14 protein-coding genes are annotated in these 14052 nt (G+C 68.4%); 10 read left to right on the forward strand and 4 right to left on the reverse strand.

The window, feature by feature from the left end:
• The first annotated feature begins 14 nt into the window (after positions 1–14).
• The 3 genes from KYK13_RS08810 (at position 15) to KYK13_RS08820 (ending at position 2087) form a co-directional block, all read left to right on the forward strand.
• A complete protein-coding gene (locus KYK13_RS08810; RefSeq protein ID WP_223643613.1) occupies positions 15–413 on the forward strand; it encodes a GFA family protein in 399 nt (132 codons plus the stop codon).
• 148 nt (positions 414–561) lie between these two features.
• Positions 562–1158 carry a carboxymuconolactone decarboxylase family protein gene (locus tag KYK13_RS08815; protein WP_223643615.1) on the forward strand — a complete coding sequence of 199 codons (597 nt, stop codon included), beginning with the start codon at positions 562–564 and terminating at the stop codon, positions 1156–1158.
• Complete coding sequence (locus KYK13_RS08820; RefSeq protein ID WP_223643617.1) at positions 1155–2087, forward strand: RNA polymerase sigma-70 factor; 933 nt, start codon at positions 1155–1157, stop codon at positions 2085–2087. Before KYK13_RS08815 ends, KYK13_RS08820 begins: the two co-directional genes overlap by 4 nt.
• A 151-nt stretch (positions 2088–2238) precedes the next feature.
• On the opposite strand, the gene KYK13_RS08825 is transcribed toward KYK13_RS08820, so the two are convergent.
• The gene (locus KYK13_RS08825; RefSeq protein ID WP_223643619.1) at positions 2239–2643 is read right to left on the reverse strand and encodes a hypothetical protein; all 405 of its coding nucleotides are present in this window, start codon (positions 2641–2643) and stop codon (positions 2239–2241) included.
• A 194-nt stretch (positions 2644–2837) separates the two neighbouring features.
• Between KYK13_RS08825 and KYK13_RS08830 the strand changes: the two genes are divergently transcribed.
• Positions 2838–3413 carry a class I SAM-dependent methyltransferase gene (locus KYK13_RS08830; protein ID WP_223643621.1) on the forward strand — a complete coding sequence of 192 codons (576 nt, stop codon included), beginning with the start codon at positions 2838–2840 and terminating at the stop codon, positions 3411–3413.
• Positions 3414–3448: 35 nt separating this feature from the next.
• Here the strand turns inward: KYK13_RS08830 and KYK13_RS08835 are convergent, their stop codons facing one another.
• Both KYK13_RS08835 and KYK13_RS08840 read right to left on the reverse strand, forming a co-directional pair.
• A complete protein-coding gene (locus KYK13_RS08835) occupies positions 3449–4027 on the reverse strand; it encodes a TMEM175 family protein (protein ID WP_223643623.1) in 579 nt (192 codons plus the stop codon).
• A 125-nt stretch (positions 4028–4152) separates the two neighbouring features.
• Entirely contained in the window at positions 4153–5025 is an 873-nt protein-coding gene (locus KYK13_RS08840) for an aldo/keto reductase family oxidoreductase (protein ID WP_223643624.1), read from the reverse strand.
• 105 nt (positions 5026–5130) lie between these two features.
• Between KYK13_RS08840 and KYK13_RS08845 the strand changes: the two genes are divergently transcribed.
• From KYK13_RS08845 to KYK13_RS08865, 5 genes are all read left to right on the forward strand, one after another.
• Positions 5131–6030 (forward strand): LysR family transcriptional regulator, encoded by a 900-nt coding sequence (locus KYK13_RS08845; protein WP_223643626.1) that lies wholly within the window; start codon positions 5131–5133, stop codon positions 6028–6030.
• A 72-nt stretch (positions 6031–6102) separates the two neighbouring features.
• Complete coding sequence (locus tag KYK13_RS08850) at positions 6103–6741, forward strand: DUF6058 family natural product biosynthesis protein (protein WP_223643628.1); 639 nt, start codon at positions 6103–6105, stop codon at positions 6739–6741.
• Complete coding sequence (locus tag KYK13_RS08855; RefSeq protein ID WP_223643630.1) at positions 6735–7463, forward strand: helix-turn-helix transcriptional regulator; 729 nt, start codon at positions 6735–6737, stop codon at positions 7461–7463. The genes KYK13_RS08850 and KYK13_RS08855 overlap by 7 nt, the downstream gene beginning before the upstream one ends.
• A 189-nt stretch (positions 7464–7652) precedes the next feature.
• Positions 7653–10487 (forward strand): carboxypeptidase-like regulatory domain-containing protein, encoded by a 2835-nt coding sequence (locus KYK13_RS08860; protein WP_223643632.1) that lies wholly within the window; start codon positions 7653–7655, stop codon positions 10485–10487.
• Positions 10488–10686: 199 nt separating this feature from the next.
• Positions 10687–12156, forward strand: a complete 1470-nt coding sequence (locus KYK13_RS08865) for a hypothetical protein (RefSeq protein ID WP_223643634.1) — start codon at positions 10687–10689, stop codon at positions 12154–12156.
• On the opposite strand, the gene KYK13_RS08870 is transcribed toward KYK13_RS08865, so the two are convergent.
• A complete protein-coding gene (locus tag KYK13_RS08870) occupies positions 12102–12743 on the reverse strand; it encodes a TetR/AcrR family transcriptional regulator (protein ID WP_223643636.1) in 642 nt (213 codons plus the stop codon). The genes KYK13_RS08865 and KYK13_RS08870 overlap by 55 nt on opposite strands.
• Before the next feature lie 138 nt (positions 12744–12881).
• Between KYK13_RS08870 and KYK13_RS08875 the strand changes: the two genes are divergently transcribed.
• Complete coding sequence (locus tag KYK13_RS08875) at positions 12882–14000, forward strand: FAD-dependent monooxygenase (protein ID WP_223643638.1); 1119 nt, start codon at positions 12882–12884, stop codon at positions 13998–14000.
• Positions 14001–14052: the final 52 nt, after the last annotated feature.

The raw sequence follows: 14052 nt of genomic DNA on the forward strand, positions 1-14052 counted from the left end.
GAACGAGGTCACTCATGCATCGGGGTTCCTGCTTGTGCGGTGCGGTCCGCTTCACCGTGGAGGGCGAGTTGCCAGGTCCCGACGCCTGCCACTGCGGCAAGTGTCGAAAGCACTCGGGCCACTACTTTGTCTCGACGGACGTGCCGCGCTCAGCGGTCAGGATCGAGGGAGAAGACAAGGTCCGCTGGTTCCAGTCGTCCGAGAAGGCGCGTCGCGGCTTTTGCTCCGTCTGCGGTTCATCGCTGTTCTGGGATCCGCTCCAACGCGATTGGATTGGAATCGCGATGGGCGCCTTCGACACGCCGACCCACACCCGCATCGCGCTCCACATCTACATGGCCGACAAGGGCGACTATTACGACGTCGCGGACGGGGTGCCGCGGTTCGACACGCTCCCACCCAAGCCGCAGTGAGGACGTCCCAGGGGACAGGCGGCCTCCACGAGGAGATGAAATCCCAGTGATGTCATGAGGTTGGAGGGAGGGGAGGGGCCGGTGTCACAGCCCGCGGGCGGCCGGTGTCTTCAGGCCGATGGAAACCGATGCTGACACTGGAGACGACATGACCTCGACGCGGATTCCCCCGAAGGAGCTCACCGGACTCTATGGCGCAGTGGTGAAGATGTTCGCCCGCAGGACGTTCGGTCAGGTCCCCAAATCACTCGGTGTGATGTGGCACCACCTGCCGGTGCTCAAGGCCAGCATGGGCTTCGGGCAGAAGCTCCAGAAGTGGGACCAGTGCGACGAGAGCCTGAAGTCGTATGCGCACATGGCGGTGGCTTCGCTGGTGGGGTGCTCCTTCTGCCTGGATTTCAACTACTTCATGGCCCACAACCAGGGGTTGGACGTGGGCAAGGCGCGGGAGGTCCCGCGGTGGCGGGAGTCCGTCGTGTTCACCCCCCTGGAACGGGAGGTGCTGGAGTATGCGGAGGCGATGAGCCAGACGCCCCCCACGGTGACCGACGAGCGGGTCGCGAGCCTGAGGAAGCAGCTCGGTGCCGCGGCGCTCATCGAGCTCACCACGGTGATCGGGTTCGCCAACCTGACGACCCGCTCCAACACCGCCCTGGGCATCGAGTCGGAGGGCTTCGCCGCCTCGTGCGGGCTGAAGCCGATGGCCCAGCCGAGCGCACGGTTGCAGGAAGCGACCGCATCATGACGGCCTCTCCTCCTGACGACGGGACTGCTGATGCGGCTCACGCTCCACAGGGCTCGGAGGACCTCTTCGCCAGCCACCGCAGCCTGCTCTTCACGGTCGCGTACGAGATGCTCGGCTCCGCGGCCGACGCCGAGGACGTCGTGCAGGAGGCCTGGCTGCGGTGGGCGGGCATCGGTGACGCGGGCCGGGCCGAGGTGCGCGACCCGCGCCTCTACCTGGTCCGGATCGTCACCCGGCAGGCGCTCAACCGGCTGCGCACGCTCGCCCGCCGCAAGGAGGACTACGTGGGTGAATGGCTGCCCGAGCCGCTGCTGACGAGCCCCGAGGTCGCCGAGGACGTCGAGCTGGCGGAGAGCGTCTCGATCGCGATGCTCACCGTGCTGGAGACCCTCACCCCCGCCGAGCGGGTGGTGTTCGTGCTGCGAGAGGTCTTCGACCTGCCATACGAAGAGATTGCCCCGGCGCTCGACAAGACGCCGGCCGCCGTCCGGCAGATCGCCCACCGGGCGCGAGAGCACGTCGCCGCGCGCCGGCCCCGGATGCAGGTCGACCGGGTGGAACAACAGGCGGTCCTGGAGCGCTTCCTGGCCGCGGTCAACACCGGTGACCTGCAGGGCCTGCTCAAGGTGCTCGCCCCCGACGTGGTGCTGGTCGCAGACGGTGGCGGCGTGGCGACGGCGATCCGGCTCCCCATCGTTGGCGGAGATCGCGTGGCCAGGGTTCTGGCCACCTTTTCCACACGCGCGCCAGGTGCTCGGATCCAGACCGTCTGGATCAACGGCGCGCCCGCGCTCCGGGTCGACGTCCCCGGCGACTTCGGCACGATCATCAGCATTGTCGTGGAGAGCGGCCGGGTCACCCGAATCTACGCCATGCGCAACCCGCACAAGCTGGGCCGGCTTGATGCGCAGGTGCCGCTGCGCCGGTAGCGGGACTGGCTCGACAGCGGTGAGGCCCTGTCCCACGAGTGGTTGATTCCTGAATGAGCGCGGTGCGGGACATCCCCTGCGCGACGGCCACGTCGTTCAGGGGGAAGCCCGCCGGTCCGCCCCGCCGCAGCACGCCACTGGTGGCAAGGTGTCAGTGACCGTCCACGAAAGCGCCTTGAGCGAAGAAGACATGGGCGTCGTCGATGAGCACCCGTGTGCCCGGGGAATCGCGCCAGCGGGCGATGAGCTCCTCCATGCGTTCCGGCGGAGTCGGGATGATGTTGCCACCGGGCTTCTCAACCAGCACCCACGAGCAGACAAGCGCACCCGGAGGTTGAGGCCCGCCCACCGCGTAGATTTCGTCGCGTGCAGCGAGCGCAGCCACGAGATTCCCGCTCAGGAGCGCACGGCCCCCGGGATGCTCCAGGAGTGTCTTCACGCCCTGCCCCACGCTGGCGAGCCGCTGGGGAGTGTTGGGATGGTAGACGGGGGAGGACTCAGGCTGCGCCAGGGCACGCCACGTCCGTCGCAGCGCACTCTCATTCAGGACCCACATGGGCGGGCGGCGCTTGAGAAGCAGAGGCAGCGGAACCATCGCGGCGGCGGCCAGCAGCGGCCCAGACCGCGAACGTAAAGGGCAGCAGGAACCTGGCCGCGAAGCGTTGGAGCGAAGAGCCCTCGGGAGAAAACGTCATGACGTGGGTCGACTCTATGCGCTGCCCCAGGGACCTGCGAGGAGGAAGCTGACGCATGCACGAGTACGATTTGATCGCGGACTGGTATGCCTCCCACCGCGCGGGCCCCATGGGCGTCCCGGAGGTGACCGCGCTCGCGGCCGCACTTCCGGCCGGCGCCTTGGTGCTGGACGTCGGCTGCGGCACGGGGCTGCCGCTGACGCGGGTGCTGCTGGAGCACGGCTGCCACGTGCTGGGCGTGGAGAGCTCACGTGAGATGCTGGCGCGCTTTCAAGCGAACTTCCCTCACGTGCCGGTGCTCTGTGCGCCCATCCAGTCGTGCGCGCTTCAGGAGCGGGCATTCGACGCCGCGATCGCATGGGGCGTCCTGTTCCACCTGACCCACGAAGCGCAGGAACAGGCGATCGCCCGGGTCGCGAGGGCATTGAAACGTGGCGCCGCGTTCCTCTTCACCTCGGGCGATTCCCACGGCTCCGTGGACGGCGCGCCGATGAATGGCGTCCCGTTCCGCTATTACTCGTACAGCGTCGACGGGTATCGCGACCTGCTGCGCGCGCACGGGCTCACGCTGGAGGCGACGCACACGGACGCTGGCGGGAACGCCTACTACCTGGCGCGCAAGACGGGGTGAGCCGGCGTCCCGCCAGCCGTTACAGGCGGCGCCAGCTAACCCTCATGCGTCGCTCTCTCAAAGCGGCGATCCGGCACCAGCCACATCAGCGCGGCCAGCACGTAGATCGCCTCGGATACATACCCGTTGAGAAAGGCGCTGATGATGCCGACCAGATAGAGGATGGGTGAGATCTTGCCCTTGAGATCGCGCCCGACCGCCAGCGCCAGTGGCGACTTCCGGCCGTGGGTCACCACCATGAGGGTTTGCAGCACCCACCAGGCGAAGGCACACATCAGGAGCACGAAGCCGTAGAGCGCCAGCGGCACGGACGAGAAATGGTTTTCGCCCATCCAGCCGGTGGCGAAGGGGATCAGCGACAGCCAGAACAACAAGTGCAGGTTCGCCCACAGCAGGCCGCCGGTGACATGGGTGGTGGTGTGCAAGAGGTGATGGTGGTTGTTCCAGTAGATGCCGATGTAGATGAAGCTGAGCACGTAGCTGAGGAAGACGGGAATCAGTGGCCGCAGGTCGGCCAGCTCGCTGCCGTGCGGCACCTTGAGCTCCAGCACCATGATGGTGATGATGATGGCGATGACGCCGTCGCTGAACGCTTCCAGCCGGTGCCTGTCCATGCTTCCCCCTTGCACGATTCGAGTCCGCCGCCGGTCGGCCCTGCCTGTCAGGTCGGGACGCCAGCGGCGTGGGGCCAGGACCGGCGGAACGGGCGCTCGCTCGCGTGCCGGCAGAGCGGGAAGGGTCAGGTCCGCTCGGCAAGACGGTTCAAGGTGTCCAGGTCCTCGGTGCTCAGGGCGAGCGCGGCACTGGCGAGGTTCTGCCTGAGGTGGGTGACTGACGACGTGCCTGGGATGAGGAGCACGTTGGGGGAGCGGTGCAGGAGCCAGGCAAGCGCAACCTGCATCGGTGTCGCGACCAGCCGCGCGGCCACGTCGTTCAGCGCGCTCGACTGCAACGGAGTGAACCCGCCCAGTGGAAAGAACGGCACGTAGGCCGTCCCCCAGGCCGCGAGCTGGTCGATCAGGGCGTCGTCACGCCGGTGCGTCAGGTTGTAGTGGTTCTGCACGCAGACGATGTCGGCGATCTTGCGCCCCTCGGAGACCTGCGCCGGTGTGACGTTGCTCAAGCCGATGTGGCGGATGAGGCCGCGCTGCTGAAGCTCCGCGAGCGCGGTGAGCGGCGCTTCGATCGAGCCCTCCGCCGGGCCCTCGGCGCTGAACATCGCGCGGAGGTTCACGACGTCGAGCACATCGAGCCCGAGGTTGCGCAGGTTGTCGTGGACCGCGCGCTCGAGGTCCGCGGTGGAGAACGCAGGCTCCCACGAACCATGGGGCCCGCGCACCGCGCCGACCTTCGTGGCGATCACCAGGCCGTCGCGATACGGGTGCAGCGCCTCCCGGATGAGCTGGTTGGTCACGTGGGGACCGTAGATGTCGCTGGTGTCGAGATGATCCACGCCCTGGGCGATGGCCTCTTGCAGCACCGCGACCGCCGCCTTGCGGTCCTTGGGCGGGCCGAAGACGCCAGGGCCGGCGAGCTGCATCGCGCCGTAACCCACTCGGCGGACGGTGTGTGTGCCAAGGCGGTAGCTGCCTGAGATTTGATTGTGGGCCACGGCGAAGCTCCTTTGTCGCTTGAGGTTGCCCACCCATCTACGCAAGGACTCACCGCACGAGCATCGGTGGCAATCCGCACAGGTCGTGCGAAAATCCGCACAGTGATGGATGAGCTCGCGGATCTCACGGCATTCATGACGGTCGCTCGCGAGGGCGGCTTTCGCGGCGCTGCCCGGGCGTCGGGCAGCAGCGCTTCGCGCATGGGAGACGCTGTCCGCCGGCTGGAGGCCCGGCTCGGCGTTCGGTTGCTTCATCGCACCACGCGCAGCGTGACGCTGACGGACGCAGGGGCCCGGCTGCTCGAGCGGCTTTCGCCCGCGCTCAGCGAGGTGCGCTCGGCATTGGACGTGGTCAACGACTTCCGCGGCCGGCCCGCGGGGCGCCTGCGGCTCAACGTACCCATCGCGGCAGCACGGCTCGTCTTGCCGCGAATCGTGCCGCCGTTCCTCGCGAAGTACCCCGACATCTGTCTGGAGGTGATCGCCGAGGAGCGCCTCGTGGACGTGGTGGCCGAGGGCTATGACGCGGGCATCCGCTATGGAGAGCGGCTCGCGCAGGACATGGTGGCTGTTCCCATCGGTCCGCGGGTCCAGCGATTCGCGACAGCCGCCTCGCCCGCCTACCTCGCCCGTCGCGGGCGCCCCAGACACCCGCGCGAGCTGCTGGACCATGATTGCCTGGGGGGACGGTTCACGAGCGGCCCGCTGCATGCGTGGGAGTTCGAGCGCGGCGGAGTGACCCTCAGCGTCGATCCGAAGGGGCCGCTGATTGTCGGCCTTGGCACCACCACCGACCTCGCGGTGGAGGCGGCCGTGGCTGGCACCGGGATCATCTACGACTTCGAGGATTGGCTTCGCCCCTTCATCAAACGCGGCGAGCTGGAACCCGTGCTCGAACCCTGGTGGCCGAGCTTCCCCGGGCCGTTTCTCTACTACCCCGGTCGTCGCCACCTCCCGACGCCGCTGCGCGCGTTCATCGACTTCGTCAGGGCGATGAAGCCTTGAAAACGGTGTCGGCTCGTGGCCCGCGATGACACTTCGATGCGGACCGAAGTGAGGGCGTGCTACCACCGGCCCATGGACCCAAACACCTCGGGCGCCGGGGCGCTGACCCCCGCGGACGTGCGCTACATCACCGAACACTTCGTCCCGCTCCGGACGGTGGCGGCGGGCCGGCCGGAAACCCCGGAGGCGCTCCAGGCGCTCATCGACTCGGGACACCTGCCCCGACCCACGTACACGCTCGCCGATGGCACGGGCATGTTCCCTCGCGACGTGCTGGCCCTCCTGGACGCGGCCGGGAGCCCGGACGCGGTGCGTGCCCACTTCGACGGGCGCCTGTCGCGCATGGCAGCCCGCTTCGGGCAGGCCCTCGCGCAAGAGCGGCTGGACGCCGAGTGGCGTGGATACTTGAAGGGCCATTACGGCGCGTGCCTGCGCGTCGTCACTCCGGAGCACATCTTCTGCAAGGAGCGGCTGGTCCTCCGGCTGACAGAGGCGCTTGCCGCTCCCGCTCCGGAAGAAGAGGCCTGGTGCGCGCGGTTGCTCACCGACGTGGAGGCCCTGGACGCCCTGGAGCGCGAGTTCGCGCCGTGGGATCGGCTCCGCTTCGGGGGCCCGGTGTCGCGCGACCGGCTCATCACCGCTCCCAGGGAGCGCTACCCACACCTCTTCGCTCGCACGGACACGTCTTCAGGAGCACGGCTGGCGTGTTGACGGAGCCGGACATCGCATCGGTCGCGGCGGCGGTGGGCGAGCCGTCGCGGGCCGCCATGCTGGTGGCATTGCTGGAGGGACCTCCGCTCGCGGCGCGGGAGCTGGCGCGACGCGCGGGCGTGTCCGCGCAGACCGCGAGCAGCCATCTGGCTCGGTTGGTGGAGGCGCGCCTCGTGACGTCCCGGACGCAGGGCCGGCAACGGCTGTTCCAACTCGCGGGGCCGGAGGTCGTCACGTTGCTGGAGGCCCTCGCGGTGCTGGCGCCACGAACACCCGCCCACCTCGTGACGGATGGGCGCGGGGTCACGGCGCTTCGCGAGGCGCGGACCTGCTACGACCATCTCGCGGGCCAGCTCGGGATCCGCGTGACGGACTTCCTCCTGGAGCGCGCGTTCCTCCAGCGCCAGGGGGACGTGTTCCATGTGACGCGGACCGGGGACGCGTGGCTGCGCGACTTCGGCATCCCCATGGACGCACTGCGCGCGGGCCGCCGGCCCCTCACGCGCACCTGCCTGGACTGGAGCGAGCGCCGGCCCCACCTCGCGGGCTCGCTGGGCGCGGCCTTGGCCGAGCGGTTCTTCGAACGCGGATGGCTCACGCGGCTGCGCGGCACTCGCGCGGTCCGGCTCACGGAGCGCGGACGGACCGCGCTGCATGCCGAATGGGGGATGTCCGCGTCCGACGAGCAGCCGGGGCAGGTGCTACGAGCGCCGCGCCGCTGACCTGCCGGAAGACAGCCCCCGGCCAGCCCCAGCTTGGCTCGATGGGTTGGTATCCTCCCGTCAGCTCAAAGTGAAATGGGGGCGGTGATGCAATACGGAGTCCGAGGAGTCCTGGCGTCGTGCATTCTGGTGTGGGTGCTCGCGTGCTCGACTCCTCGGGACAACGCCGCCCTGGCACGCAGAGACGGGGTGACCGAGCGCATCCGAGCCGAGGTGACGGCCCCCAGCGTGCCCGCGGGTGACCCGCAAGGTGTGCGAGGCACGGTGCTGGGGCCGCAGGGGCCCGTCGCGAATGCCGTGGTGATGGCGATGGCCGTCGAGTCATCGGAGCCGTTGGAGATGATTCCCTGTCCCTCCCGCGCTGACTGGGAGGACACCGGGCTCCTTTCACCCAACTGTCTGGCAACGCTGTTCACGCTGGAGTCGTGGAGCGCGGAGCGGTTCGGGGAAGAGCGCGTCCTCGCGCGTGCCACCACGGACCCCGAGGGCCACTTCTCGCTGACGGGGCTGGGGGAGGGGCGCTTCACACTCTGGGTCGAGAGCTCCCGGGGCGCGGGCCTTCGGGAGGGCATCGTCGCTGGAACGCAGGACGTGGAGGTGCGGCTGGCGGAGCCGCGTGCGTTGCGGGGGCAGGTGCGCGACGACAGCGGACAGCTCGCTGGGGATGTCCGGGTCACCGCCATCCACGTCACGCACCGCCGCTACTTCGAGGCTCGCACCGACGCGACGGGCCGGTTCGAGTTCCTGTCGCTCCCTCCTGGCGAATACGTCGTCCTCTTCCAGCGGGAGGGGCTCCTCACCCGGTTCGAGGAACTCCACATCGCGGCCCATCCCCCGCTCGAAGTGACGATGTCGCGCTCACGTGCGTTGTCAGGGCGTGTGTTGCGAGGGGCGAAGCCGGTGGTGGGAGTCCGGGTGTCACTCCACGGCCTGTTTCCCATCAGGGAGACGACGACGGACGAGGCAGGACGCTTCGCTTTCGAGGGCGTGCATCCGGGGCTCCACGTCCTCGCTTCCAATCACCAGGGGCTGGACGCACTCGCGGAGGTGGAAGTGCCAGCGGGCAAGGAGGCTCCGGCCGTCGAGCTCTCACTGGGGACAGGTGTGCGGCAGCGGGGCCGGGTGTTGGACGCCAGGGGACAGCCCATTCCCGGTGCGACGGTGTATGCGCGGACAGGGGGGCGCACGGGGTTTGAATCCGCCTGGCCTGCCAGACGCAATGCGAAATCCGCCGCCGACGGCACCTATGAATTGGGCCCGCTGGTACCCGGGCGCTACCAGGTCCAGGTCGACGCCGATGGCTTCCTGGGGGAATGGGGCACTTGGATTGACGTCGACGGCGTGAAGCCCAAGCGCTTCGTGCTGCGTGACGCCGCGGTGGTGCGAGGGAGCGTGGTGGATACGGAGGGACGGCCGGTGGGTGGAGCTCACCTCGCTCTGTGGTCGAGGACGGGCGACAGGGCCCCCGAGGACCTGCTCCGGACGGAGCCTTCAATGGACGTGGGGCTGGAGTCGGGGGGCTCCACGACGTCCCGGCAGGATGGGACCTTCGTGCTCAGCGCCATCGCGAAGGGCTCCTGGTTCATGACAGTCCAACGGGATGGCTTCCAAGCCATCGTCCTGCCCGTGACGTCGCCGGCTTCGGAGCTGCGCATCACGCTCGGAGAGGGCGCGCGCATGAGTGGCGAGGTGACGGACTCGGAGGGATTCCCCGCCCGGGGCTTCCGCGTGAGTTTGTTACCCGTCCATGGCCTGGCCGGCTCCCTGCTCGAGTTGGGCACGATGACGGATGCCCGGGGCTTGTTCTCCTGGAGGGGGATTCCCCCGGGGAGGTATCGGCTCCAGGCGGAGTACAGGGGGGCCGTCGAGAGGCGGTGCGTGGCGAGAGACCTGGACCTTGCCGGTACGGAGGCCCGGCAGGAGTCCTTGCGGCTTGACCAGGGGCTGCGTGTCTCGGGACGCGTGGTGGACTCCGACGGGCGGCCTCGGGTGGGCGCGGAGGTGAGCCTTCAGCAACCTGACACGTCGCTGGAGCGTGAAGGGCCGGGCGTCGTGTCATGTGGGTCCCTCTCACGCGCCTGGGTCGGAGATGATGGGCGCTTCGAGGTGCTCCATCTGGATCCCGGACCGCACGAACTCACCGTGCATGCGCGGGGCTACGCATTGGATGCCCAGGCGAGCACCGGGGGCACGGCATCCGAAAGCGCCGTGCTTGTGCAGGCGGGAAGCTCGGATGTGCGCCTGGTGCTGCGCCGTGCGCCCGGCATCCGGGGGCGGCTCACCCGCGAAGATGGCTCTCCCATCACACGGTTCAGGCTGGGCGCCGAAGTGGTCGAGGACTTCGAGGGCGCGTTCTTTCTCTCCACGGAGGACGCGCCGAGGACGTCCCCGCTGGTGTTCGAGGCGGCCGGGCTCGCGACGGTGTCACGCGAGGTGACAGCGCGCCGTGGAGAAGACGTGGACCTGGGCGCGGTGATTGTTGCCGAGGGGCGGGTGGTGAAGGGGCGGGTGACGAACGCCGCGACGGGGGCTGCCGTCGCCGGTGCGCTGGTGCAGGTGGATGAAGTTCCCGAGGACGCACAAGGGTCGACGGAGTGGATGGATCCGTCATTGGTAGAGGGTGGGGTGCGCACGGCGGTGGATGGCACCTTCACCCTGCCGCATGTGGGGGCGCGCTCCGGAGCCCTGCTGGTGACGCATCCCCGATTCGTGCAGGCGCGCGTGCCTCTTTCCGTCCAGGATGTCTCCGTGCGGCTCGAGCCCGGAGCCACGGTGCAGGGCACGGTGCGTGGTGTTCATACGCGCTGGCTCCAGGTGGTCCTGTCCCGCCAGGGGGAACCCTTCGCGAATGGCATCCGCCTGGAGGGAGAGCACTTCTCACGCTCGGACATCCCCGCGGGCACCTACGAAGTCTTCGTTGATGCCGCGAGTGACAGGGCGCCGCCGTTCGAAATCGAGTCACGAACCGTCACGCTCCCGCCAGGAGGGAAGGTGACATTGAATTTCGTGAACACGAAGCGGTGACGCTGCGCCTGCGGGCACCCGTCAGCGTGGGGCACTTAGAGACAGCGCTGGTTCCGGGGAGTGGGCGGGGCGCACGAAGGTGGGGAGTGACCCCGACCGTCGTGGATGGAGGCGGGCTCCGATTGAGGCCGGTATGTTCGCGCCCTCCGGACGTTTCCGCGATGGATGCGGCCAGGGCCGGTATCCCTTGGAGGAAGCGATGCGACGGCTTGGAGTGATGCTGGGGTTCCTGGGATGCGTGGGCTGCGTGAGCCCCACGCGAGGTCTCTCCGCCAGGTACAACCCGGAGACCGGTCAGTATGAGGCGCCCCGGCACGAGCTCGTCTATGTGGTGCCCGCCGAGGACGCGATGATGACGGTCCGGTACGTCCTGGAGAAGAACCACTATTCCGTGATGGAGAAGGAGGGGGGACTGGAGATGTACTCCTCCTTCATCCCGGACGTCGTTCCCCCCGAGCGCTACTACATCCAGGGAGAGCGGCTTGGTCCCCGGCAGTCACTCGTTCGCATCTTTCGCCTGAGGTACACGCAGGAGGGAGGCTATGGCGCGGACGACTCTGGCCGGTCCAACGGGCAGGACTCCATGCCGGTTTTCTTCCGTGATGTCCCCGGGCTGGAGGGTTACCGGCCGGCGCACGGCTTCCGCGACATGGAAGTCGAGCAGAAGCTCCTGGAGGTGCTGGAGATGGCTCCGTCACTGGAGCTGGTGGACGGCAATCCGCCCGTTCCCCTCGCCTCGGTGGTGATGGGGAGCACGGGGGAGAAGGGGGAGGGCACGGCCACCTCCCCCGCTCCCGCGTGCGGCGCCCCCATCGAGGACGCCTCGTCCCTGATCTCCGCGGGGGGCGTCCTGCTCGTGGCGGATCCCCTGGGTACGCAAGAGGTGCCGTCCGCGGCGCTGAGGATGGTGTGCGAGGCCACGGCCCGGGACCTGCCGGTGACGCTGGCGCTGTCCATTCCCGCCTCGGAGCAGCCGCTCCTCGAGCGCTACCTGGCCAGCGATGGCGACTCCGCCGCCGTGCAGGAGCTCTTCTCACAGAGCACTTTCTGGCGGCGGACCTACCAGGACGGACGCAGCAGCCGCGCCATGCTGGGGCTCGTCGAGCAGGTCCGCCGCCTGCGCGTCTCCGGGAGGGATGTGGCCGTGGCCGCCATCGACACCGACAAGGCCCACGGCAACGAGCGCGAGGCGCAGATGGCCCAGCACCTGCTGGACGCCCGGTCGAAGCGCTCCCAGGCCTGGACGCTGGTGCTCACGGGCAGCGTGCACGCGCGCACCACGGGGGTGAGCTGGGATGGCGACTTCGAGCCCATGGGCTCGCGCGTGGCGCGCGCCCTGCCTGCGGTGCGTGCGCTGGACGTGGGCTTCCAGCGCGGCACCCAGTTCGCCTGCCGCTACAGCGTCTGGGCCGAGGCGGTGGAGTGCAACGTCTTCGGTATCAGCCCGGCGCCCGAGGCATGGCAGTCCTCCAAGCAGGTCGCGGGCCTGAAGCTCTTCACGCCTCAGGAGCCCCATGGAGTCCAGGGGCGGCTCTACCTGGGCTCACTGACCGCATCGCCTCCCGCGCTCGTGGCGCCTCACGAGGTCACCACCGGCAAACCGGGAACGGGTCCTCAGGGGGGAGCCATCACCCCGCGGGCCGGCGCTTCGGTCGCCGCCATTCCCTGAACGGCCGCGAGGCCCTGATCGATCAAGGCGAAGAACACGTCGTTCGCCTTCTTCGCCGAGCCTCCGCGTTCGAACACGCGGACGGCTTCCTGGCGAGCCGTGCGCACCGTCAGCACGATCATCCCTGCCGCGAGCCGCGCGAGGCCATCCGGTGGCGGACCGGCGAGCTCGATCGCCAGCTCTTCGGTCGCTTCGTCGTTGAGTTCACGGAGCCGCGCCTCGAGCGGCGGGCTCGCCGCGATGAATCGCCAGAAGGCAGCCGTATGGCGGTCGAAGCGGGCGAACGGGTGCTTCTGTTCTCGCAGCCTGACCATGAGCGCTCGGAGCTCGGCGAGCGGAGATTGCCCTGGCGGCCTCGCGCGAATCGCCTCGCGGAAGAAGAGGAGCTTCAGGTCATCCTGGCGATCGAGCATGAGGTCCTCCTTGCGCCCGAAGTAGTTGAGGACCGTCATCTTGGAGACGCCCGCGGCAGCCGCGATCTCGTCGAGCGTCACCGCGTCGAAGCCCCGCGCGAAGAAAAGCGCTGTCGCCACATCGGAGATCCGCTGCCGGGTCTCGCGCTTCTTGCTCTCGCGTCGCTCGCCCATGCGCCGGATTCTATCGAAGCGCCGCCAGCATGGGCGCTGAATTTTGTGCTCGGTCAACGAATCGCTTGAGAAAATGTTTACCGAGTCCAATAATTGAGCGGCAGGGCTGCCAGGGTTCGGCCATCCAGGGGAGACGTCATGCGCGCGAATGGAAAGAAGGTCCTCATCTCCGGCGCGAGCTTCGCCGGGCTCTCGACCGCCTTTTGGATGAGCCGCTTCGGCTACGAGGTCACCGTCGTGGAGGTCTCGCGCGGGCTCCGGACGGGCGGCACTGCCGTCGACATCAAGGGCAACACCGTCGACATCGTCCGGCGCATGGGCCTCTTCGAGCAGATCCGGTCGAACCGGCTGAGCCTTCAGCGGTGGGACATGAAGAACGAGCGCGATGTCACGGAGCGCTCGCTGGTGCTGAGGGCTGAAGGCGAAGCACCTTCGGATGACGAGTTCGAGATTGAGCGGACCGTCCTGTTGAACATGCTGTTCGACGCCGTGAAGGGCCACATCGAAGTCGTCTTCGACGACAGCATTACCGCGCTGAGCGAGACGAAGGACCGCATCGAGGCCACGTTCGCCAGGGGCACGCGACGCACGTTCGACCTGGTGTTCGGCTGCGACGGTGTTCACTCCGCCGTGCGGAGGCTCTGTTTCGGCGACGAAGCCCGGTACCTCTATTTCCTCGAGCAGTACTTCTCGATCACGATCGTGGACAAGCTGCTCATCGAGCGGAACACCGCGCAGATGTTCAACGTGCCGGGCAGGGCCGTGATGCTCAACGCCTACAAGAACAACACGGACATCATCTTCGCGTTCGCTTCCGAGAAGGAGCTCCCGTACGACCGTCGCGATGAGGAGGCGCAGCGACGGCTCATCGCGGACCGGTTCGCCGGGGTGGGCTGGAGGACCGCCGAGTTGCTCGAAGAGGTACGGGGCTCGAAGAGCTTCTACTTCGACAAGCTGTGCCAGATCCGAATGCCTTCCTGGACGAAAGGCCGGGTCGCGCTGGTGGGGGATGCGGGGTACTGCCCTTCACCTGCTGCCGGAATGGGGGGCTCGCTGGCCATCGATGGCGCGGCCGCACTGGCGGATGCGATGCGAGACCATGACTGCGACTTCGAGCTTGCGTTTCGTGCCTACAACGAGCGCTTCCGCCCGTTCGTCGAGCAGGTCCAGGCGGAGGCCGTGAGGACCGGGCTCGAGTCCCTCGTTCCGAGGACCGAAGAGGCGATCCGCGCGAGGAACGCGCGGACCGACTTTTGAGCGCGCGCGTCCGAGGTCGCCACCCACTCCGTCTCCCGAGCAGAGAAGAAGT

It is taken from the genome of Corallococcus sp. EGB, from assembly GCF_019968905.1.
In the GTDB taxonomy this organism is placed as follows: domain Bacteria; phylum Myxococcota; class Myxococcia; order Myxococcales; family Myxococcaceae; genus Corallococcus.